This is a genomic window from Phaeobacter sp. JH20_26 (assembly GCF_048056275.1).
GTDB lineage: Bacteria > Pseudomonadota > Alphaproteobacteria > Rhodobacterales > Rhodobacteraceae > Phaeobacter > Phaeobacter bryozoorum.
The window spans coordinates 736,302-757,446 of record NZ_JAYMWL010000013.1; the positions used below are offsets into that span (position 1 = coordinate 736,302).

General features: G+C 58.3%; 30 protein-coding genes and 1 tRNA gene. 9 read left to right on the forward strand and 22 right to left on the reverse strand.

Features of this window, described 5'->3' with window-relative positions:
* Window positions 1–3: 3 nt before the first annotated feature.
* The 18 genes from VWY60_RS09295 to VWY60_RS09380 all read right to left on the reverse strand — a co-directional run bounded on the left by VWY60_RS09295 (window position 4) and on the right by VWY60_RS09380 (window position 12,412).
* Entirely contained in the window at window positions 4–384 is a 381-nt protein-coding gene (locus tag VWY60_RS09295; protein WP_416592500.1) for a hypothetical protein, read from the reverse strand.
* Entirely contained in the window at window positions 381–827 is a 447-nt protein-coding gene (locus VWY60_RS09300) for a hypothetical protein (protein ID WP_416592501.1), read from the reverse strand. Before VWY60_RS09300 ends, VWY60_RS09295 begins: the two co-directional genes overlap by 4 nt.
* A gap of 47 nt (window positions 828–874) precedes the next feature.
* The gene (gene gp17, locus VWY60_RS09305; protein WP_260099792.1) at window positions 875–1,231 is read right to left on the reverse strand and encodes a tail completion protein gp17; all 357 of its coding nucleotides are present in this window, start codon (window positions 1,229–1,231) and stop codon (window positions 875–877) included.
* Between the two features lie 2 nt (window positions 1,232–1,233).
* The gene (locus VWY60_RS09310) at window positions 1,234–1,695 is read right to left on the reverse strand and encodes a hypothetical protein (protein WP_416592502.1); all 462 of its coding nucleotides are present in this window, start codon (window positions 1,693–1,695) and stop codon (window positions 1,234–1,236) included.
* 7 nt (window positions 1,696–1,702) lie between these two features.
* Entirely contained in the window at window positions 1,703–2,038 is a 336-nt protein-coding gene (locus tag VWY60_RS09315) for a phage head closure protein (protein WP_416592503.1), read from the reverse strand.
* A gap of 1 nt (window position 2,039) precedes the next feature.
* Window positions 2,040–2,609 carry a hypothetical protein gene (locus VWY60_RS09320; RefSeq protein ID WP_416592504.1) on the reverse strand — a complete coding sequence of 190 codons (570 nt, stop codon included), beginning with the start codon at window positions 2,607–2,609 and terminating at the stop codon, window positions 2,040–2,042.
* A gap of 18 nt (window positions 2,610–2,627) precedes the next feature.
* Window positions 2,628–3,065: a hypothetical protein gene (locus VWY60_RS09325; RefSeq protein ID WP_416592505.1), complete on the reverse strand. Its 438-nt coding sequence runs from the start codon at window positions 3,063–3,065 to the stop codon at window positions 2,628–2,630.
* A gap of 84 nt (window positions 3,066–3,149) precedes the next feature.
* On the reverse strand, window positions 3,150–4,454 hold the full coding sequence (locus VWY60_RS09330; protein ID WP_061048228.1) for a phage major capsid protein: 1,305 nt from the start codon (window positions 4,452–4,454) through the stop codon (window positions 3,150–3,152).
* Window positions 4,455–4,553: 99 nt separating this feature from the next.
* Entirely contained in the window at window positions 4,554–5,477 is a 924-nt protein-coding gene (locus VWY60_RS09335) for a S49 family peptidase (protein ID WP_416592506.1), read from the reverse strand.
* On the reverse strand, window positions 5,474–6,763 hold the full coding sequence (locus tag VWY60_RS09340) for a phage portal protein (RefSeq protein WP_416592507.1): 1,290 nt from the start codon (window positions 6,761–6,763) through the stop codon (window positions 5,474–5,476). Before VWY60_RS09340 ends, VWY60_RS09335 begins: the two co-directional genes overlap by 4 nt.
* Window positions 6,760–8,427 (reverse strand): terminase large subunit, encoded by a 1,668-nt coding sequence (locus VWY60_RS09345; RefSeq protein WP_102876935.1) that lies wholly within the window; start codon window positions 8,425–8,427, stop codon window positions 6,760–6,762. The genes VWY60_RS09340 and VWY60_RS09345 overlap by 4 nt, the downstream gene beginning before the upstream one ends.
* Window positions 8,414–8,854 carry a phage terminase small subunit P27 family gene (locus VWY60_RS09350; RefSeq protein ID WP_260099784.1) on the reverse strand — a complete coding sequence of 147 codons (441 nt, stop codon included), beginning with the start codon at window positions 8,852–8,854 and terminating at the stop codon, window positions 8,414–8,416. Before VWY60_RS09350 ends, VWY60_RS09345 begins: the two co-directional genes overlap by 14 nt.
* Before the next feature lie 89 nt (window positions 8,855–8,943).
* A complete protein-coding gene (locus VWY60_RS09355; RefSeq protein ID WP_416592523.1) occupies window positions 8,944–9,321 on the reverse strand; it encodes an HNH endonuclease signature motif containing protein in 378 nt (125 codons plus the stop codon).
* Between the two features lie 141 nt (window positions 9,322–9,462).
* Window positions 9,463–10,218 (reverse strand): hypothetical protein, encoded by a 756-nt coding sequence (locus VWY60_RS09360; protein WP_416592508.1) that lies wholly within the window; start codon window positions 10,216–10,218, stop codon window positions 9,463–9,465.
* Entirely contained in the window at window positions 10,215–10,799 is a 585-nt protein-coding gene (locus tag VWY60_RS09365; protein WP_416592509.1) for a hypothetical protein, read from the reverse strand. The genes VWY60_RS09360 and VWY60_RS09365 overlap by 4 nt, the downstream gene beginning before the upstream one ends.
* Window positions 10,800–10,984: 185 nt before the next feature.
* On the reverse strand, window positions 10,985–11,641 hold the full coding sequence (locus VWY60_RS09370) for a hypothetical protein (protein ID WP_416592510.1): 657 nt from the start codon (window positions 11,639–11,641) through the stop codon (window positions 10,985–10,987).
* Entirely contained in the window at window positions 11,622–11,978 is a 357-nt protein-coding gene (locus tag VWY60_RS09375) for a hypothetical protein (protein WP_416592511.1), read from the reverse strand. Before VWY60_RS09375 ends, VWY60_RS09370 begins: the two co-directional genes overlap by 20 nt.
* Entirely contained in the window at window positions 11,978–12,412 is a 435-nt protein-coding gene (locus VWY60_RS09380; protein WP_416592512.1) for a hypothetical protein, read from the reverse strand. The genes VWY60_RS09375 and VWY60_RS09380 overlap by 1 nt, the downstream gene beginning before the upstream one ends.
* Before the next feature lie 238 nt (window positions 12,413–12,650).
* On the opposite strand from VWY60_RS09380, the gene VWY60_RS09385 reads away from it, so the two are divergent.
* The 9 genes from VWY60_RS09385 (at window position 12,651) to VWY60_RS09425 (ending at window position 18,541) form a co-directional block, all read left to right on the forward strand.
* Window positions 12,651–13,109, forward strand: coding sequence for a hypothetical protein (locus tag VWY60_RS09385; RefSeq protein ID WP_416592513.1), 459 nt, complete (start codon window positions 12,651–12,653; stop codon window positions 13,107–13,109).
* A gap of 328 nt (window positions 13,110–13,437) precedes the next feature.
* Window positions 13,438–13,857, forward strand: a complete 420-nt coding sequence (locus VWY60_RS09390) for a helix-turn-helix domain-containing protein (RefSeq protein ID WP_416535804.1) — start codon at window positions 13,438–13,440, stop codon at window positions 13,855–13,857.
* Window positions 13,858–14,014: 157 nt separating this feature from the next.
* The gene (locus VWY60_RS09395; protein WP_416592514.1) at window positions 14,015–14,785 is read left to right on the forward strand and encodes a hypothetical protein; all 771 of its coding nucleotides are present in this window, start codon (window positions 14,015–14,017) and stop codon (window positions 14,783–14,785) included.
* A gap of 1,086 nt (window positions 14,786–15,871) precedes the next feature.
* Window positions 15,872–16,141 carry a hypothetical protein gene (locus tag VWY60_RS09400; RefSeq protein WP_416592515.1) on the forward strand — a complete coding sequence of 90 codons (270 nt, stop codon included), beginning with the start codon at window positions 15,872–15,874 and terminating at the stop codon, window positions 16,139–16,141.
* Window positions 16,142–16,567: 426 nt separating this feature from the next.
* Window positions 16,568–17,026 (forward strand): class I SAM-dependent methyltransferase, encoded by a 459-nt coding sequence (locus tag VWY60_RS09405; protein ID WP_416592516.1) that lies wholly within the window; start codon window positions 16,568–16,570, stop codon window positions 17,024–17,026.
* Between the two features lie 31 nt (window positions 17,027–17,057).
* Window positions 17,058–17,393, forward strand: a complete 336-nt coding sequence (locus VWY60_RS09410) for a MazG-like family protein (protein WP_416592517.1) — start codon at window positions 17,058–17,060, stop codon at window positions 17,391–17,393.
* A gap of 47 nt (window positions 17,394–17,440) precedes the next feature.
* Window positions 17,441–17,638 (forward strand): hypothetical protein, encoded by a 198-nt coding sequence (locus VWY60_RS09415; RefSeq protein ID WP_416592518.1) that lies wholly within the window; start codon window positions 17,441–17,443, stop codon window positions 17,636–17,638.
* Between the two features lie 22 nt (window positions 17,639–17,660).
* The gene (locus VWY60_RS09420) at window positions 17,661–18,314 is read left to right on the forward strand and encodes a recombinase family protein (RefSeq protein WP_416592519.1); all 654 of its coding nucleotides are present in this window, start codon (window positions 17,661–17,663) and stop codon (window positions 18,312–18,314) included.
* Window positions 18,311–18,541, forward strand: coding sequence for a hypothetical protein (locus VWY60_RS09425; RefSeq protein WP_052465769.1), 231 nt, complete (start codon window positions 18,311–18,313; stop codon window positions 18,539–18,541). The genes VWY60_RS09420 and VWY60_RS09425 overlap by 4 nt, the downstream gene beginning before the upstream one ends.
* On the opposite strand, the gene VWY60_RS09430 is transcribed toward VWY60_RS09425, so the two are convergent.
* The 4 genes from VWY60_RS09430 to VWY60_RS09445 all read right to left on the reverse strand — a co-directional run bounded on the left by VWY60_RS09430 (window position 18,538) and on the right by VWY60_RS09445 (window position 21,047).
* Entirely contained in the window at window positions 18,538–19,500 is a 963-nt protein-coding gene (locus VWY60_RS09430) for a tyrosine-type recombinase/integrase (protein ID WP_416592520.1), read from the reverse strand. The two genes, VWY60_RS09425 and VWY60_RS09430, sit on opposite strands and share 4 nt — an antisense overlap.
* 141 nt (window positions 19,501–19,641) lie before the next feature.
* Window positions 19,642–19,727 (reverse strand) — tRNA-Leu (locus tag VWY60_RS09435).
* 144 nt (window positions 19,728–19,871) lie between these two features.
* Complete coding sequence (locus tag VWY60_RS09440; protein WP_416536268.1) at window positions 19,872–20,504, reverse strand: tetratricopeptide repeat protein; 633 nt, start codon at window positions 20,502–20,504, stop codon at window positions 19,872–19,874.
* 69 nt (window positions 20,505–20,573) lie between these two features.
* Window positions 20,574–21,047 (reverse strand): Lrp/AsnC family transcriptional regulator, encoded by a 474-nt coding sequence (locus VWY60_RS09445; protein ID WP_416536269.1) that lies wholly within the window; start codon window positions 21,045–21,047, stop codon window positions 20,574–20,576.
* Window positions 21,048–21,145: the final 98 nt, after the last annotated feature.

Sequence of the window (21,145 nt, forward strand, 5' to 3'; positions counted from 1 at the left end):
AGTCTATTCGACCGGGGGCACCTCGTTTCCCTCGTCATCGCCGTCTTCGGCGCTCTCACTCTCGTCGTCATCGGCATCGGTTTTGAGCTGAAGCATCGGGAAGGCCTTGCTCAGCGCCTGCGCCAGATAGGGCGCAGCGACGGCGTAACCACCGAGGTCATCCAGGACTGCGGCGGCGTCTTCAGTCGACACGCCCTTGCCGTCATTCAGGAACGCTGCCCAGGCTGCAATGATGACTTTGACGCCCTGATTGCCCGCAATGAGCTGGTTCAGGATGACATCGAAGTTTTCGCCGCGCGCCTCCTCCAGATCCGCCATGGCCAGGGTGGAACATTTTAGCTTGTGGGTCTTCTTGCCCACAGTCACAGATACAGAGCTGATCACAGCGCAGCCCCCTCGGTCCAACCGACAAGCCCGGTCGGGCGAAGTTTCAGGTCGGTCATCAGGTCACCCTCATGATCAACAGTCGGTGTCGAGGGGTTGACGAAGGCCTTGTAGTCAAAGACATCGCCCGCGCTCTGCACACCATCTTCGGGCGGCAGTTCCACATTGAAGAAAATGGGCTTGCGCAAGGCTTTAAACTCCAACGCTTTTTTGTAGAGCGCCGACGAATAGAAACAGCTCAGTGTCAGCTCACTTGTATCGGTCAGGCCTACACCCCACTCACGGCTGCGGCCGGGACTGGAAAGCGATGTGCGATCACGGTATTCAGGATTTTCTTCAGGCACCCCAACCGTTTTACAACCCGGGATCTCCTCCCAGGCGACGCCATCGACCGACCACTTAACAGTGCACAGATCGCCCGGAACAACATTTTCAGCTGTCATCACAATTCCTCACATCATGTTTGAAAAGCCGGATCCCCGGCCAAGGTTCAGGCGCGATACCGCACCGAGATATCCAGCATTTGCTGCCGGATGATATCGCCACCGGTCTCGGATGATCCGTCCCGGCGCGATAGTTCGCGGCAGCGGATCACCGACCCGCTGCGCAATTCTGTCAAAAGCTCTGAAACCGCCCTGCCTAGGGCTGCGGCCTCAGGGTAGGTTTCCGCAGACACATTGATCTGCACCCGTGCGGTTTCGACATCCGCGCGGCCCGTTTGGGAATAGCCGGTCACTGTGCTGATCCGCTGCAACGAGATGCGCGGCAAGCCAACGGCTTTGTTAAAGGCCAGCCACGCAACCGGGTGTCCAAGCGTCAAAAGCGCCTGATAGAGATCATCTTCCATCCCTACCCCCTTGCAGCCTTGCGGGCGGCGCGGGCGACAGTCTTCTCAATTTCAGCCCAAGTCTCGCGTTTCAGGATCTCAAGAACACGCTCTCGGTTTGCATCCCAGGCAGGACGCATGAACGGATCCGCCACAACAGCGCCGACATATTTGCCCGACTCGTGGTAGCGATCGCCAGTGCCGAACTCGATCAGATGGGCATGCGGTGCATGTGATCCATCCTGCTGGACCGGGCCGACATACATCGCAATCTTGCTGCGGCCCTGATCTCTCCTTGCCCACCCTTTTTGATCCCGCGCCAGCTTACTGGTCACAGCGATCACAAAGGGTGATCCTTCTGCCGCACGGGCCACCGGCTGAAGCGCTCTCTTCATGGCCCTGCGGGTGACGCCTTTTGCGGTACCCCGCGCCAAAGCACCGAGGGCGCGCTCAATATCGCCCGCCCCCTCAATCTTCATTTTCATGGACATGCTACACCTCTGGCCTGCCGGTTCGGTGCGCCGTGAACTCAAGCCAACGGCGGCGACCCAGTTCTTTCACACCGGAGATGGACCAGATACTGCCATCAAACCGGATCTTGTGATCCTCATCCAGCAACGCCAACGCGCGGGAATACCGGATCACAAAACGCGCATCCGTCTTTTGCTCCACCGCTGCCGCCCGCAGCTTCTCAGCGTCACTCACAGGGGTGTATTTCGCCCATCTGGTCGCGACATCAACAAAGCCATCTTCCTTGAACTCACCAAGCCCAACCGGCACCAATCGGGGCTTCACAATGTCAATGCGGCGATCCAAGCGACCCGCCATATCAAGCCACCTCAAATGGTCGGATGTAGCGGGCCTGTTTGATCAGCAGCCTCACACCAAAAGACAACTGCGGCACAGTCTCCCCCTCGATCGAAACACCAGCGTCAAGCCACTCTTTCGCCAAGAGGAAAACAGCCTGGCGCAACCGCGGGAAGGTGGAAACCTCGGCGCCACCAACGCGCGCCCGAATGCGCAGCAGATCACCCTGGACAGAACGACCCGCCCAAGACGGGCCGATCACCAACTGCGGTTCATCATGCGCCTGCTGGAGCCACGCTCCACCAAGAGGCTGATCGATCCAACCTCCTGCCCCATCATCAACCGCAAGCCCGGTCAGCTCCTGCACCGGCAGAACCGGAAACCACCACCGAGACCATTGGCCACGAACGACGATGAACTCAACCAGACGCGGGGTGACCGGGCGACCAGTCGCAGTCGCAACTGCCGCCTCAGCAGATTCCAACACCAGGCCGAGAGCTGGATCGTTCTCCGCCTCATCATCCATCATATGAACAGATCGCTTGAAATCGTCCAGTTCGAAACCTGATGGAATGGCATCCACCTCAATCACCCGCATCAGTTCGCCCCCTTAAGCCTTAGCGCCCTGTTTGGGCGGTGCGCCGGCGGTCTTCTTGGTGGCATCTTTGGCTGCTTCCTCATCCACAGCAGCGGCCTCCTCTGGCTCTGCGGATGCATCTGTTTGTTCGGCGGCGACACGGCTCAAAAGCTCGCGCTCCCGCGCAGCCAATTCCGCCTCACGATCTGCAAGCTCCTGCTCGCGCTGACTGAGTGCATCAGTTTTTGCAGCGAACTCTGTTTCAGCGTCGGAGATCATTTTCCGAACCCCATCAGCATCAAGCTCAATGTTACCGATGACGGCCACACCGCCCGCTTTGGGCTTGTCCGGGTCATAGGGAACACAAACCCCGGCAGGCCACTTTTTCACAACATCAGGGGCGAACCCGGCAATATCGCCACGAACAAAGCGACCATGCGCGCGCAGGAATTCCACGATTACTTTCGTCATTTCAGCAATCCTTGATTTCAGGAGAAAAGAGAAAGCCCCGACGATCACCGCCGAGGCCCAAAACATAAAGGAAAGATGCGCGCCCTAGAGGCTCCAGCCGACCCCGTTCAGACCGGCGATGGCCTCATCGTGCATCGGTGCCATGTCATGCTCCGCAATCGCCCGCATCAGGGTCAGGTCCTGCGCCCAGGCTGACACGGTATCACCCGCCTGATTGACATACGCCGCTTCAGAGCTGGTACCGAATGTGATTTGCAGCGCGTCACCGATCATGATTTCAGCGAAGTCCGCAAAATAGACTTCGGTTTCATCGCCACCAACGCCGAGGTTGTCCGGGATCTGCGATGTTACCTTGATCGGGAAACCATGCAGGGTGCCGCTGTCATCGATCGACGGGAACACTTTGAACCCATTAGGCCAGCGCAGACTGCCAAGGAAGTTCTTCGCAGATGCGCGCATGATCCAGCCAGGCGCAACCATCGCCACATTGGCATCTTCAACCTTGCTCTTGATCCGACGAATAGCCTGTTCGACCACAGCCGGGTCTTTGCCCACCGTCGCCTCCCAGTGATCTGCCAACGCCCAATGACGCAGCCCCTTGGGAAGGACACCCGAGCCATCAAACCGCAGGAATGCCAGATCGTTTTTCAGGCCCATCTCCCGCAGAATGTCATTGCGCACCATGATTGCGATCGACGCGCTGGAATGGCGCAGCAGCGAGTTGCCCACTGGTACAAGCGAGGTCAGTTTGCGGAACTTTTCTTCCACCTTGTCGAACGTCGGCTCGCTCTCAACCATTGCAGCATTCTCGCCGCCATAAGAAGCGCTGGCGGGTGTGGCCTGCCGCGCATTGCGCAGCTCACCCGCAGGCAGGTCATGCACAACCGCGCCAGATGCACGCACCGTCACACGCGGCCGCAGCAGCTCGATTACCTGCGTAGCCTGCGGGCGGGGCAGTGTGACACCACCAGCCCCTTCACTTGCACCGGACAGGGCTGCGGATACGGCGCTGTGACCGTCTTTTTCCAAGCTCTCTACCGCCTTGTCACGATCACCTTTGGCGTTGATCAGCGCATGAGCCATAAAGCCGATCTCGATCCCCTTTTCCTCAGGGTTTGCCACCGCAGCAGGGGCTGCCTGAGGCGCAGTGACCGCCTCCAATTCAGAGGTCGCCGTCGCGGCCTTGGCGTCCTCGATCGCTTGGGCACGGTTCAGCTTGACCTGCACCTTTTTGAAGTCCGCTTCGGAGGCTTCAAATGCGGTCACCGCCGCCTTGATTGCATCCCCATCAGGAGTATCGGCACCTTCCAGATCCTCGATTGTTTGGGCCTTGATTTGCATGTCGTCCGCCGCTGCCTTCAGCATGCGGCGAAGATCGTTGATATCCATGTTGTTTCTCCTTTTGACATGGAAGGCTGCACCCGCGCAGCCCAATTGGCCCCGCCGCAAATGCGCGAGGTCTACACAGGCCGAATTGGCCGCCGAGAGTTAGAGAGAGGCTTTCGCCTGTGCCGCTTTAGCCCGCGCCATCATGGCCCGCACCTGCCTCTGCTGCGGCGGGGCATAGAGCGCCGAAACCCGCGCAATAAAGGTAGAGATATCCTCAAGGCCATCTGCCAGCCCACGCTCAACAGCATCATTACCCCAGAAAACATCCCCGCCATGTGCGGTGTTGCCGCTGCGGCTCAGGCTCACCTTCAGATCTTCGACCGGGATCCCGCGTCCTTCAGAAACGGCAGCGTGGAAATCTGCCTCCATGGCGTTCAAGCGGTCCAGTGCGAGCGCCCGCCCCTCATCCGTGGACAGGTCCGGACGCTTGGCTCCGGCATGGTGCGAGGTCAGAATATAGTCCTGATAGCCTGAAGTACCCGACTGCACCGGCTGGTTGCTGTTCATCATGGTGCCCACCGACCCCACCCACGCACCAGGGCTGACAATGATTTCTGTGCACTGGCTGGCAAGCCAATAGCCAGCAGAAGCCGCGAGCGGATAGACAAACGCATGCACCGGCTTCACCGCAGCACAAGCCTTGACCGCCTCGACTGCACCCTGAACACCTACGACCGCTCCCCCCGGCGTGTCAAAAAACAGCACCACACCGCGCACCTCATCACTCGCAGAAAGCGCACTCATGGTGTCAATCAGCCCGTGATAGGTGGCCCAACCAAACCAGCGCTCAAGGATCTCAGAATTTGGAGACAGGACCCCGCGAACAGGCACATAGGCGATGCCACGATGAACCACATAGCGCTCACCCCGTTCGACCTTGACGCCAGCGCCAACCATGGCTTGCATCGCGTCGACACTCTCAGGAGCCTGACCTGGAAGAACGGCGTCAAGCATGGGCAAATGTTCTGCACAGATCGCAACCGCAGCTGTTCCCAGTAGCGCACCAATGGTTGTCCCGCTCATTTCTCTTTCCCCTTTGCGTCTTTGCTGTCATCCCGCGTCATGTTCGGTGCAGGATTCATTTTGTCGCCGCCCTCTGTTGGCGGCAGGCCAAGCTTTTTCCGCCCATCATTCGGGGTGTAGACAGGGCCACCAACCGCCTTGGTCACGGCCTCTATCTGATCCTTGATTGTCGGCTGTAGTAGCGCCCCAAAATCATGGCGCAGGAACAATCCTCGATCGCGCTCACCCCGTGTAAGGATCGACAGCGCCAACGTCTGTTCTGCCAGACCTGACCAATGCAGCAGACAATCTGTCAGATAGTCGATCGCCTGCTGCTCCCCATTTGCCTTCACGCCGTATTCCAGCATCTGCAATTTTGACGGCGGCATTCGGTAGATTGCGGCAAGTTGCTCACGATCAAATTTGCGGCTGGACAACAGCTCTTGATCTGCGGCGGTCAGATCCAGGCTCTTGATATCGTCATCAGGACCAAGCACGGGAATGCCGTCCGAATTCGGGTTGGTCAGATGATCCTTCAACCGCTTCGCATTTCGGGTCCGCGCGGCGTCGTCTTCATAGTGATCGCCCAGCTTCATGAACGCCTTGGAATGTGCGCCAGAAACAGACCGCGCAGCAGATTCCTGCCCCGCAAATGCAAGCCCTACCGTCTCACTAGCCACCTGTAGCGGAGAACGCCCCGTCCAACCGTCCAGAGCCATGTAGCGCAGATGCACCATCGATCGGCTAGGAACACGACGATACACACCCGCCCCATCGGTGAAATCGTAAAACCGGGCGCGGCCAGCCCGCAGCGGGTTGCATCCATCCTGATCAATCACTTCGATCATTTCCAGATCACCGCCACCATCACGGGGGCCATAGGCAAAACCGTTGCCACGCAAAGCCCAAGCATAGACCAGCGCAAAGCGCATGACCTTTGCGGGCACCCCCTCTGATGCCTCGACGTTCAGCAGATAGGCCGCAGGATGATCGCGCACACGGACCTCCTGGCCATCCGCCTTGCGCTCCCAGATCTTCAGCGGAACCTTGGACAGATCCCCAGCAATATTATTACAGCAGGCAAACACCGTGCCATGTTGCTCCGCCCGCCGCGCAGTGACATTTGGAAGGCGCTGAGACCCGGTGCCGCCACGGCCACCACCAAAGCCGATTTCAGTCATCCATGGTTCTGGTCGGGCCACGCCAGAAGTCTCAGCAATAGCTTCGACCATCGGCGGCTCAACCCGAACCGGCATTTCGGTATTGGCCGAATTGCCGCGTGTGATTTCCAGACCGAAGACTTTCATACGACCTCAACTTCCCGCGCCTTGCGTTTCTCTTCGCCCACCTCAGCCCGCCCCAGCGCCATAATGGCAGCCACAGCGGCATCGATACGCCCCGTCGATTTCTTCTTGTTCGGTTTGATGTTCTCCGCCGCATCTTCGTCGCGATGAACATTGCCGACCTGCCATGCCAGGACAGGATTGCCGCCATGGCGGATCTTGCCCTGGGCCACCTTTTCCTCGAACCGCTTCATTGGGTTCGACATTGAGCCATAGCCCTGCCGGTGTTCGACCATCGGGAACCGGCGCTTATCCAGCTTGTCAGCCAGATACTTCATACCCCAAGGGTCATAGGCCACTTCCTGCAAATCGAAATGCTTGCGGATCCACTCAAGTCGATCGGCAATGGCATCCTCATCAATGGTCCCGCCCTGATGAACCTCCAGCCAGCCCTGATCCCGCCAGCCCACGTATTCGCGCTTTTCCGTTTGTGCCCGCTGGATGAACCCCTTCGGACCCGCCGGTAAAAAGGTGTATGTGATCAAATAGATCACCCCATCAACAGGCACCGCCACCACGATCGCTGTGGTGTCGACCTTGTTTGACAGATCCAGCCCCACCCAAGCCTTGCGCCCATAGAGCATCGCCGGATCAAACGGCGCTTTCGCAAGACCCTGATCCCAGACATCCCTTGCAATCCAAGTCTCAGCGCCCTCGGTCCAAAGGTTCAGGTGAAACCTTTTGAAGTTCGGCATCCGGCCCGCAATGGCCAACGCTTTCTTGAGCGTGTCCTGCATCGCATCGATCTGCTTACTGACACCCAGGTTCGGGTTTCCCATGGCCCAGAACTGCGGATCTGCCGGATCACAGTCCGCAGGCGGCTCCGCAATGAAACCAAAGAAGGAATCATCTTCAACGGATCCGCGCAGGACGCTCTCACCATAGTCGCGCAACTCGCCACAGAGTGAGCTGCGATCTTGCCCAGCGGTAGTGATCACCCAGTCAATCGGCTGCGCCCGCGCAATCATCGATTCAACGATCGTGTCTGCCAGTTCCCGATCGGTCCAGCGGTGCATTTCATCCCGTGCTAGAAAGCTGGGGTTAATCCCGTCCGAGGAATCCCCGTCCCGGCTCAGACACGCGATGAGACCATCTGTCCGCGGACTTTCGATCGACGCGCGCCAGACCCTCATCATCTGGCGCAACAGCGGCGATCGCTTGATCATCCGCTTCATCTCTTTGAACAGTAGCCCTGCCTGATCTTTTGTGGTTGCAGCACAGTACCCCTGCGGCGCCGCCTCACCATCAAACAACTGAGTGTAGAGCATCGGCACCGCCGTATCGGTCGTCTTGCCGTTCTTCTTGCCAACCTGATGATAGGTTGAGCGAAACCGGCGCAGGCCAGTTTCAGCACGTTTCCACCCGAAGACCGACCCATGCCGGAACTCTTGCCACGGCTCCAGCTTCAGCGGTTGACCAGCCATCGGCCCGGTTGTGTGCTGGAGCATGCCACCCCAGCGAATGATCCGACTGGCTGCCTCGCAATCAAAGACCAGACCCCGATCTGCCCCGGTCTCAAGATCCAGCAAGTGGCGCTCGCAGGCCATGCGAACCAGTTCCCCAGCGACGGTATCCCCTTCGACCACCCCAAGCGCATAACGGGAAACCGGGTGGTCAATCGGTTCCATTCAACTGTTTCATGACCTCATCGAAGAGGTCACCCTGATCACCGCCTTCTAAGCGGGCGGCATCGACCGGAGACAGACCGAACAGCGCAGAGTCTCTCCGCATGCTCGCGGCGGCAGTATCCTGCAATGCCAGCGCCGGGTGTTTACGGCGCTGGTTGCCGTTGCGACCCTTGCCGGTTTCATAGAACAGGCCTTCAAGCGCCAGCGTGTTCGTCGCCTGGATAAAGTTCGACACTGCCGAACAGTAAGAACCGAACTGGTATTTGTAGAGCAGTTCAAGCCGCCCCTTCTTGACCAGCTCCGGCGCCAGCTCATCCCAGACCTGCCGTCCCAGATCATCAAGGAAATCCGGCGCAACCGGGATCTCTTTGGGCATGTCACCTTTCATGGGAATGACATTTTCAAGGTTCGGCTTGCGTCCCTTCATCTCTGCCCCTCCTTTCAAAGTGGGTTTTTTTCTCCAATTTCACGCTCGCGAAAACAAAGGTATGGCCGCCGGTTACGGATATAACACCTCTAATTTTTGGATACCCCCCCACCGTGGAAGACCTCGCGCGCCGTCTTTCGGCTGTGGCACCTGTGGCAAAGCGACTGCCAGTTCTTTCGATCCCAGAATAGTTTCCGATCACCTTTGTGAGGCTCGATGTGGTCAACATCCGTGGCCGGTTCGATCACACCCAACTCGCCACAATCGCGGCACATGGGGAACTGGCGCAAGAATGCCTTGCTAGCAGCGCGCCAGCGTGGATCCGCATAGAGCGCTCGCGCCATTAGCGCCGTCTCTGATGTCTGCGCCTTAGCTCGTCGCGCCTTCAGCTTGCCCTGACGCTCCGCCTCATGCCGATCACAGTGAGACAACCCAGGCAGCGCATAGTCTTCGCAGCCAGAGGCCACACAGATCTTTAGCTGCGGCACGGGAAACCCTCACTGTTCAGGAAGCACCAATGCAAAAGCGCCCGCCGGTTTCCCGTGGGCGCATTTCGTGATGATGTACTATACATGCCTCGCAGGTGGGTTAAGTGTCAACACTCTTTCTCAGCCTGACAGGTCATAGCCCTGCATTCTATCCAGAGCGGCGCAGAGTGAAGCCCGCAGCGACTGGATCGCGCGTCCATCCTTTGCCCAACCATGCGAAGCCAACACGCCCTCCAGCGGCAGATCGCCAAGGCATACTAGGTCAACAAGTCGCCGAACATAGATGGCCGACCGCTTGCGCCCCCCATTCTGCGAGGGGCGAATGCGCCGCACCTCCTTTGCCAGCCCATCGCCGATACGACGCTGCAACGCGCGCAACCGTTGGAAGTCACGGAAGATCGCCTCTTCCCGATCACCGCCACCACCGCTGGAATTGACCGCCTCAAGGGAGGAGCACTTGACACCCGATGCGCTCACCCGCTCCACGAGCGCGGCATAATCTCGGCCCGCGCTGATCTGACCGGACGTGAACGGCGGCACATAAGGCTGCGGATCTTTCCCCTCTTGCGCCAACCGGTGCTGAACCGCCCGATACGCTTTACGCGCGGCTCGGTCCATCTCATCAAAAACATCAGCCACCCGCGCGGCATCCTTGCCTTCATGTCCCGACTTGACAGCGGCAAAGCCACCGGCGCTGGTCTGCCGGATCTCCCGAGGCGTGAACTGGATCATGGGACCACGACCGGGGGCCAACCGGATCTCATCACCACAGGCCGACGGAACAGCGCAGCGCGCTTTGATCGCGGCAATTCGATCCGCCTCAGCCTGTAGCCGCGCAACACCATCGGGCGCGACAATCACCACATGTTCGGTCATGCTGCACCCCCGCTCTCGACGATCGCAACAATGCGCCGACATTTCTCTGCTGCTTGCGCCCGCGCAGCCCGCAGCCGCTGATCTTCCTCAGACACGACAGCGCCGCGCTGCTCGGCCTCAGTCATCCGAGTGATGCGCCGCTTGGCCTCAGCTGACCGCTCGCGGATCTGGCGCACATCGTATTCGCGCGGCCATACCCGATGGCTCCGCAGATGCGCCAATAGTTCCGGCGCGAAATCCTCCGCCATCGCAGCCTTGCCGAGAGCACCACCGAACACCGCGCGGAACAAAGGCGAGGCGTCATCGGCGGGCGCTTGGATCTGCGCCGCCCAGCCCAGCACCTTGGCGGCAATCGGAAACCGATCCTTGCTCTTGCCGCTCGGCATTGATCGAACCTGTTCGGCCAGCGCCTGCAGGTTCAGATCCGTCATATAGGCCAGCTTGCCGCAGAGTTCGTCCTGCATCACCTTGAATTGCGCCACGGTCATTCCCGATGGCTTCACCAACCCTAACCGGGTCAGCGGATCAATCAGGTGCTCCCGCACCCGCTTTTCGCCCGCCTGCTGCTCTCTAGCGTCCATGTCTGCTCTGCCTTTCTTCTAAGCAATTCCAAGTTATCCACAGGCGTCCCGCCAGAGTTCTGCGCTAGTAAGGTGTTCTGTATTATTCTGTTTTGTGCTGTTCTGTTCTGTAGGGCAATTTCACTTGCCGGGTGAAATCGTGCTGAAATGTAGTGAAATCATTTCAGTTGTATTTCAGTAGGATTTCACGTGCGCCGATGCGCTGACAGAGGCGTCACAGCGCCGGTATACCCCAGCACCTCGGCCATGGCCGCGCGCAGATTGTCGGGCGTAATGTAGATGTCAGCATGATCGAAATGCTCAGCCAACATCTGAATTGCCCCCTTGTCCGCAGCCATATGCTCGGGAACACCCATTTCTTGCATCTTGGTTCGGATCTTGTGCCGCTTCAGCGCCATACGCGAGGAATCCCGCGCCGCGTCCCTGCCGCGCTTGCGCTTGTACATGTCCTTCACCACGTCCTCGATGTCAGGATGACCAAGGCGCTCAGTCACCGCCCCAGTCCTGGGATCCTCGACCAACACGGTGATCCACCCTTTCAAGACCCGCGCCCGCACCTCCAGCCACTCATCCAGGCTGCGAAACCGTGCGAGGTCGGCCAACTCGATATCATCGGTCGGCAGGGTGCCCGCAGGATCTTCCCGCATGGCCTCCGCCTGTAGGATAACGGCGGTGCCGATATCTTCCCGTCGCCCCGCCATCACCGATGTGCGCACGAAAGAAGAGCCAAGGAACTGATGCCCATGGAACGGAAACCAGTCGTGCGATGATAGGGTTTCCCCCAGTTTCAGCGGCCATGGGTCAGGCATCACCTGCACCACGTCATTGATTTGGCCGTCCATTCTGACCTCCCTGCTGCTCTGATCTTTGTTGGTGATGGGCTGAAACGCGCAGCCATGCGCGCGCCCTCTCTGGAACACGCGGCTCTCGCCCAGAATGATGCATGAACGCATGCCCAGCCTCGGCGACCGCTGAAAACTTGCCGGCCATATACCGTGCTTGCACTGCATCGGGGTCAAATCCCGCCATCACGCATGTGAAGCGGAAATCACGGCCACCAAACCGGAACCACTCGCGCGCCGCATCACGTGCATCGCAGGCGACCGGTGAATTCCCCTTATAGAGCGTATCCGATACCGCCAGGGCCAAGATCGCCCGCCAAAGATCCCGCTCAGCCATCAGGCACTCCCATTCAGCAGATAAACAGGCCGCATCGCGCCCAGCCCGGTGCAGACAGCGCGCCACACTTCTGCCGACCGCCGCCAGCCCTCGATCGGCGGCACCACGATAATCTCCGCAACGCGAGAAACCGGGCCAACCTCAGCGCTGGCCGCGCCAGCCTCAAACCCCGATAGCGCAGGCGACAAGGGCAGCAGCCCTGCCCCACTTAACACCCCCGCCCATTCCGCCGCGTAGTCAGCCGCCAACACAGGACCACCGGGAAAATCCGAATAGGGCGTGGCGAGGCAGGCAATCCGCCCCCGTTCACGCGCAGCAACGTCATCAAGCGTCACCCCGTCCCGCAGCAAATCTGTGACCCCCCAATACCAACGCAACCAGACCCAATCGGGCCGGTCAGGAAACGCCAATGCGGAGGATTGAAGGTCAAGCATGGCAACCCCCTTCGAAAAAGGGGCGCGCGGCACAAGCTGCACCAACGCGCCCAAGTTCCAACAGGGAGGATACGGGGGCCACATCATGCAGGCGCGCCTGCCCCCAATCGGCTACGAAGCGAGGGTGGCGGCCCTCTGTGCCCACTGTGTTTTTGATGAATGCAACTACCGACCTAAGGGTGGACGCCAGACATTCGCACAAGCTAGAGTTGCACATCTTTTCGATTAGGAAATAGCGATGAAAAAAAACACTTTTGCACCCCTCATCCCCATTCTGATGACCACTGCAAGCCTTCCTGAAGTCGCGCACGCTGAAATCATCTTCGATCGGGATAGGGTACAGGCTGAATGTACCGACAAATGGGCGACCGACTTCAGCATGGTCAAATACTGTATGGACGAACGCAAAGAGGGGTTTGACTACTTTCAGAAAGTCCACAAAATCGTCGCAGACATTGCCGGTCCCACCCTTGACTACTGCGCAAACAAGTGGGGCCACAAATGGGACATGACAGCATATTGCACGCGTGAAAATCTCGACGCCATGCGCTCCGTTCCAGCCACGACCGCAGGTCTCCCGAAAGAAACCGCTGACAGGATCTTGCTTGATTGCTCCAAAAAATGGCAGCCGCAGTGGGACATGATTGCATACTGCACAGGTAACCAAGCAACGGCCTGGAAGAGTATCAACAACTGAAACCCGATCATGCACTGATCGCAACGGGCGGCATCGCGATGCCGCCCCGCCAAATCGACATGGGTTGTGCGACCTGCAACCTATAGTCATTGCGCGTCACCACCGGACCGAGCCGCCACCTCATTCTCATCAAGAAACCGCTCCACTACGAGCATGAGGCGGGCCTGCACACGCCCCGTATCACGGAGCCTGCGGATAATTGTGTCATCACCTGCAACATGCTTGCCGAAATATCCGAGCGTCCAATTCCGCGCTTCACAATATTTCTCAATCCGCTCAAGGAGAAGCCGGATTTCGCCACTGAGGGGGCCGCCTGAGACGTCAAGCCATGTATGTTCAACTGGTTTCATGCTTCGCAGTAATATCCATTATTTTGGACACGTCAACATTCCAAAATAAAGGACGTGCGCACATATCCAATCTAATGGATAATCTCGGCATGAATGGCACATATGACACCAACGCGATGAGGAAGCGCCTACTGCTGCTACTTGAGCAGTCCGGCCTGTCCATGCGCGAGGCAAGCAAGCGCGGCGGTACAACCCCCGGATATCTACACTCCGTCCTAAAGGATGGAGCCGAACCTACTGTTCAAAAGCTCGCAAAGATCTGTGAAGCGAATGGGTTTAGTCTTGCTTTTGTTCTTTTTGGCTTTGAGATTTCCCCTGAGACCGAGCGCCTGATGACGCTGATGGAGCAAGATACTCGCGCGCGCGACGGCATTCTTGCTCTGCTAGAAAAAGACTAGCATCCTCACCGTAGACCCGCAAAGCAGCCAACTCCCGCTCACTCATACCAAGTAATTTTTGGCAAAATTTAGCTACTTTCAATCTACTACTCCGGGCGAATAAATATCCTCACAACCAATAGCTGCAATGCCTTGACCTAAGAGGTCAAGCAGTTGCATGGTTATTCCTAAATTTAGGAACATCTTTGATATGCATGGATTTAGAGAAAGACTTAGCGAGGCCGTGAAAAACTCACCCTATGGTGACGACATCTGGCGCCTCTCAATAGCAGCAGGCTTGGGCAAGAAGACGCTCTACAACATCATTAACGACAAGAAACTGGACATCTCAAAAACTGGACCCGGTTTATTTGGCATGGCTCGGGTAGCGTCCCTACTTGGAACAACGCTAGATCATCTCGCGGGGATAGCGCCACCTTTACGCCGTTTATCCACCCAACTTGACAGCGCCGATCAACTCCTCAGCCACGCCTCAGCCACGCTGGTCGCCCAACACTCACGGAGCAATGGAGTACCTAGCATCGACTCGTTAATGCGGACGTATTTAAAGTGCGGAGGTGTCCTCGAGGGCTTTTCAGAAACACTGGCGTACTGCGACCAATATGCTCCATGCGCACCTGGCGCCTCCAGCTTGGAAGTGATTGAAGTCGGAGCAAAAAGCCTCGCCACCATCACGATGGGCCGACCTAACGCCCGCATCTTGCAGACCGCCCTTGATACGGTCCCCGACGAAGAACTCAAGAGGCGCTGGGTTTCTGCATATGCCAGCACCTCAACTAACGGCCCGCTTGTATCGCTGGAAACGTTAGACGTTCAAATGCCGAACCACCCTGTACGAGTAAAGATGGAATTCATCCGCGGGCTATTCCCCGTGAGATCCGACACACTCGGCAGGCGCATCCTTAATTACTCTCTGCTGATTGTCTGAGCGATCTCGTCGAGGGCCATCACTGCGAAGCGCTGCACGGAGCGAAGCGCCTGCAAACGCCCAAATTTCATCTCTGGGAAGCAACGCAAGCCATTCAGAGTTCGACCTAGGCGGCGGCGGGGACAACCAATTGAAAGGTTCAGGAAGCAAGGTTGAAAACCCATAGATCACACCCGCCCCCCGCGCCAAATCCTCCTCTCGGATAAAGCAGTAAACCCAGTCGGGATCCCATTTTAAGGAAACGGCCAAGTGCCCCAATGCTACAAAAGAGCGAAGCGCTACGCGTGAACCTCTCTCGGATGTATTGACGTAAAGATCCCCAAAGTAGACAAGACGCCCAGATAGTGTTTTTTCCACCTCTGGGCGAACTTTTTCAATCACCGGGGCATCCGAATTTGCCCGATATGCGCGCTTTAGGGTTCTGGACCAGTATCTGGATATACTCTCGCGCCCAATATCTTCTAGGCGAGCACATCCCGCAAACACCGGAGTATCCCCTTTCATTGCGACCAGCCATATAACGTTGGTCTCCGTGAAATCGTTGTGTCCTGGACTTGACAAGGGTGTGAGGTACGACTTTCCCAATAATTCGACCAAACCCGGCACGGTTGAAACATCATCAACCTCCTTGACCACATACCCCCAATCCGACAGGCGGCCACTCAAACGTCCAATCGCCTCAGCCAACGCTACTGTTCGCATAATTCACTCCTTTTTCTCGTTGGGCTGACCCCCAACAACCCACACTCATAACATCGCTCCGATGTGCTACCAATCGCGCGAGTCGTGCAAGTAATTGTCCTAAATATCGGACACACATCTTGACTATCCATTTTATTGGACATTATGCTATCCCAAAACCTACACAGGGAGAGCCGCAATGCAGCTTGCAATTCATGGTCCAACTGAGAACAGCCGTACAAAACTCTCAATCCGGCTGCATCACGAACCCCAACCCAGCGACGCCCACCCCGCTAGCGAAGCGCCACTAGCTGCGAATGGGCTCACCCACCGCATCCGCCGTCACATCGCTGCAACAGGCCTTCCCGCCCGTCCGCCGGCATTGATCGCCCAAGGCGCGTTCGCATGACCCGCCAGCCCTTTGCCGAGATGCCACCCGCCCAGCAGGCCGGGATCCTCTGCAATGACCCGGGATTTCAGGAATTCGCCGCACAGCGCAGCGGCTTTCCCGGCAAATCGCTGATGTCCAGCGCCGCCGCTGAATACGTCCGCATGATCTGCGGCGTGAACAGCCGTGGCCTGCTCAACAGCAACAAAGCCGCTGCCGACCGCTTTGCCGCCCTGTGCACCGAATTCGACGCCTGGACAGGCAAAATCGCGACCCCTTACCGGTGATCGGAGCAACCATGCGAACCAGAGCACACACCCCACCGCGTGTACCCGTCACAGGTACACAGGCCGCGCCAAAGCAGACCGGCAAAAGTCTGAAAAGGATTGAGATCTTCGGCCTCAGAGCGCTGTGGCTTCACTTTGCCGACGAAATGGACCTGCGCCGCCTTGCAATCCTTCACCTGCGTATCCGCCGCAAAGAACATGCCCTGCACGGACTGAAGGAAGAACAACGCCTGATCAGGCGAAAATGCACCCGCCGAATGCAGCGCGCCAGAAGCAGCAGCTGACCACACCCGCAGCGCGAGCGCTGCGACTGGGGCGCAGCCACACCACTCACGGAACACCCGCCGCGCCCCGTCCCAGAACCGCACCCCTTTGATGGAGAGAGATATGCCCCCGCCTGTTTTAGACGCCTGCTGTGGAAGTCGCATGTTCTGGTTCAATCGGCATGACGCGCGCGCCGTGTTCGGCGATCAGCGCCGCGAGACGCACACGCTGAAAGACAAGTCCAGCAAGGGCGGCAGCCGGGAATTGATCATCGACCCGGATGTGCTGATGGATTTCCGAGACATGCCGTTTCCGGCCGAGACGTTCAGCCTCGTTGTATTCGACCCGCCGCACCTCATTAGCTGCGGGCCTAAAAGCTGGCTTGGCAAGAAGTACGGCAAGCTGGGAGCCGACTGGCGCGACGACTTGCGCGCCGGTTTCGCCGAGTGCTTTCGCGTCCTCAGACCCGAAGGAACGCTGATCTTTAAGTGGAATGAGGATCAGATCCGAGTTTCCGAAATTCTGAATCTCACCGACGCCAAGCCGCTGTTTGGCAACCGCTGCGGCAGGACCGCGAAATCTCATTGGCTGGTTTTCATGAAAGACCGGCCGGAATCCTAATTCCACCTAACCCCAACCAGGAGAACACAGCATGACAGCACTGTCATTTGACGCGCTGCGCGCAGCGAACCGGGAACGCCAGCAGGAGTGGCCCGGAAACGAAAAAGCCGACGTTGCCTTTCGGGCTATCGAGGTCGCGGGTGAGTTCGGCGAGGTTTCCGAAGCCGTGAAAAAGCACCTGCGCGCAGTCCGCGGCATCAAGGGCAGCACGGCAACCATTGGCGACATTGCCGAAGAAATGGCAGACGCACTGATTGCCCTGGACCTACTGGCCGACGAACTCGGCATTGGACTGGGGGCAGCCGTCGCGCGGAAGTTCAACCTGACCTCTGTCAAATACGAGCTGGCAACCCGCCTGCCCGAATAGTCCAAATAACCCCAACCCCGAAACGCACCCGCCTGGGAGAACCACCTATGACCATCAAGATTTCTGGACTGATCGCTTGCCTGAAAGCCGCCCAAGATAAACACGGCGATCTGCCGATTTACACCACCGACAGCGATATCAAAGGTATTGACGTCTACCCCTGCCACGAAGGTGTGCAGCAGACCGCTGATGGCATCCCCGAAGATCCAGGCCAGCTCGTGATTGAGTTCGTACCCTGCGACTAAATGCACCAATCGCAGGACTACCGTGACCAAGCCTGAAACCGTGAAAGTGGGATATGCCCGCGTCTCGACAATAGAGCAGAACCTCGACATGCAGATCACAGCCCTCAAACAATACGGCGTCACAGACGCCATGATCTTTACCGACAAAATGAGCGGCGCGAAGCAAAACCGCCCAGGGCTGCAAGCGGCTATCTCAACCGCGGCGGAGACCGGTGGCGAGTTCGTGGTTTGGAAGCTGGATAGGTTGGGCCGCACCCTGCTGGGCATCATCGGCGCAATGCAGGTGTTTGAGGCAAACGACGTCCTGTTGGTCAGCCTGACAGAGCGCTTCGACCTCGCCAGCCCGATGGGCAAAGGTATGTTTCACATCATGGCCGCTCTGGCGCAGATGGAGCGTGACCTGATCAGAGAGCGCACCATCGCAGGCGTCAAAGCGGCCCGCGATCGCGGCGCGCGTCACGGCAGACCGCAGACGATGACACCAGAACGGATCGAGAAAGCGGCAGAACTTGCCCTGGCGGGCGTATCGGCAACCAAGATCATCCCTGTGATGAAAGCAATGCCCGGACCCAGCATCGCCAAATCTCGCGTCTATCAGTGGGTCAGGGACTTTAAGAGCCAGCAGGAATTACCAGCCTCAAGGAATACTCAGACCCTTATCGGGAGCCAGAAATGACACAGCAACTCATCGCCGTAGATGCCAATGCGCTCGCAAGTCTCCAAGACGAGCTGACAGAAATAAAGCGTCTCCTATTGTCCTCAAAAATCAGCCCGCCAGCAAAATGGATTACCGTTGCAGAGTACGCGCAAAAGGTGGGGAAATCCGAGGCGACGGTAAGACGATGGATCAGGGATGGCCAGCTTGAACGTAAACAGAAGTTGGTCAAGAACCCAGATGCCTAATCGAGGCGCTTGGCGAGCTCTTCAGCGCTTTCATTGTAGTACACGCGCAGCTGCCTCAGATCCGTGTGCCCTACCATCCTGGCTAGCGCCAGAACATCGAGCTTTCTTGAGAGCGCAGTGATCGCCGCATGACGGGAATCGTGGAACGTCAAACCGGTGACATCTGCCCTGTCCCGCAGTTTTCTAAACAGAACATCCAGTTGGCGAGACGAGAGACCAAACACCGGATTGAGATCCGGCAAGGCTCTAAGCAGTTCAACGGCCTTGGTCGACAACGGAACCTCTCGCGGCCTGCCATTTTTGGTGTGCGTTAGCAGAGCGACCCGGCGATCCAAATCAACCCGATCCCACTCTAAGCCCGCAATCTCACCCGCGCGCATCGCGCTCTCCAAAGCAAACCTGAACGCGTGGAACGCCCGCGCTGTTGCTTTGGTCAGATCCTCGCCTGCACTCAACTGCATGGCCTCGATCTCAGCTGAGGTCGGCAAACGGTCACGAGGCTGCGGCTTCGTAGGCTTTCGCACGTCGCTAATGGGGTTCGCTGAGATCAATTCCCACTCTCTCCGCGCAACGGTCAGAACCGAAGACATGAGCTGCATCTCGCGAATTACGCTCGCGGGCGCGACCTCCTTTAGGCGCTGATCACGCCACTTTGCGAAATCTCTGGCAGACAAATCTTCCAGCCGGATCTTGGCGATCTCATCTCGACCGATCTTTTCCAGCCGTATCACCTCCCAGCGATGCCCCCGCTTTGAAGGTGATACCTCGCGAGCATAGCGCTCAAACAGCTCGCCCAGCGTCAGCCTCGCCGCAACCTTTTCCTGGTTCAAGATCTCGAACTCAGCCCGAGCGGCCCAGTCTTTGGCTTCTTGCTTTGTCGGGAATACCTTTGACTTCCGGACACCCTTGCGGGCAACCTCGGCCCGATATCCCGATTTTAGCTTACGAATAGACGCCATGAATTACGCACCGTGCGGAAAATATGCGTAAACGAATACACATTCCTGCAGATCATGGGTAGCCACTCAGGCAAGCAAAACCCGCAACCACTTAGTTTTGTATGGATAAATATTCAAACACGTTCAGTTCTGTTTGAATGATGGTGCGGACGGCGGGACTCGAACCCGCACGGCCATACGGCCAGGAGATTTTAAGTCTCCGGTGTCTACCATTCCACCACGTCCGCACAGCGGGCTTGGCCCGTTGCAATCACAGACCTAGCGAGGACGCCGCAGCGGCACAATGGGATATCTCACGGATCATGGAATTTTTCCCGCATCGGTGTTTCGGACGCCGCGTCATGCGAAACAGGGGTCTCAATGCCCACAGATCACAGGTCCACTTCGGGCGCCGTCGGGCCTGCCCCTTCCGGTGCCAATGGACCACCCGGCGCCACCAGATGCCGCTCCGGCAGCCAAGGATTGAGCGCCAGCGCCTGCTCCAGCGCCTGGCGCGCCTCCGTCAGGCGCGACAACCCGTAAAGCGACAGCGCCCGACCACTCAGCGCCGCAACATGACGCGGCGACAGGGCGATTGCGCGATCCAGATCCGTTAGCGCCGCGCCAAAATCCCGCCGCAGATAATGGACAAAAGCGCGCTGATTGTAGCCCTCGGCGTAATCCGGGCAGTAGGCGACCAACCTGTCAAATGCCTCCAGTGCACCGAGAAAGTCAAAGGCCGAGCGCCGGGTCATCCCCCGATCCAGCAGCGCCTGCGCCTGAGCATTGGGTGCATCTGCCCAATATTGCCAGAACTGGTTGGAAATGGCCTGCGCCGTCATCTCATCGCTTGCCGCCTGCACGCGGCGGATCAGCCCTTCGACCGCATTACGGTGATCCGGTGCGGCAGGACAGGCCCCGGCCGCCTCGGCTTCTCTCGCCTGGCCCGCCCCCTCGGCCAGAGCAAAGGGTGCAGCGGCCGCGAGGCCAAGAGCTAGAAACGGGGCAATCCAAGACTGTCGCATCCCCCTATTCTGCCGCAAAGCGATCGCCGGACAAGTCACGATTTCGCGTGGACGTCACGACTTGGGGGGTCACGGCAGCAGCGCGCTATCCTCGATTACTGCCTGCATGGCGACATAGGTGGAGGTCGACGCGACATGCGGCAGCGCCGAAATCTTCTCGCCCAGCACCGCACGATAAGCCGACATCGACCGCGTCCGCACCTTTAGCAGATAGTCGAAATGCGAGGCCATCAGATGGGCCTGTTCGATCTCGGGCACCCGCGCCAGCGCCGCATTGAATTTCGCCAGCGCCTCCTCTCGGGTATCGGTCAGCTTCACCTCGACAAAGGCGACGTGATCCAGGCCCAGCCGGATCGGATCGATCAGCGCCCGATAGCCTGTAATGAAGCCCTCGGTCTCCAACCGCCGCAGCCGCGCCTGTGTCGGCGTTTTGGACAGGCCGATCCGCCGCGCCAGATCCGCGATGGACATGCGGCCATCCTCTCCAAGCGCCTCCAGAATCGCCTGATCGAACCGATCCATGCCCGGAAAGTCTATTTGCATTGTCCTGAGATCCTTTTTTGGGCGTTATGCCTATTGATTGCACAACATAGGGCGATTGTCCCGGCAATTTCGCGATATCATATGCGGATAGACCAACC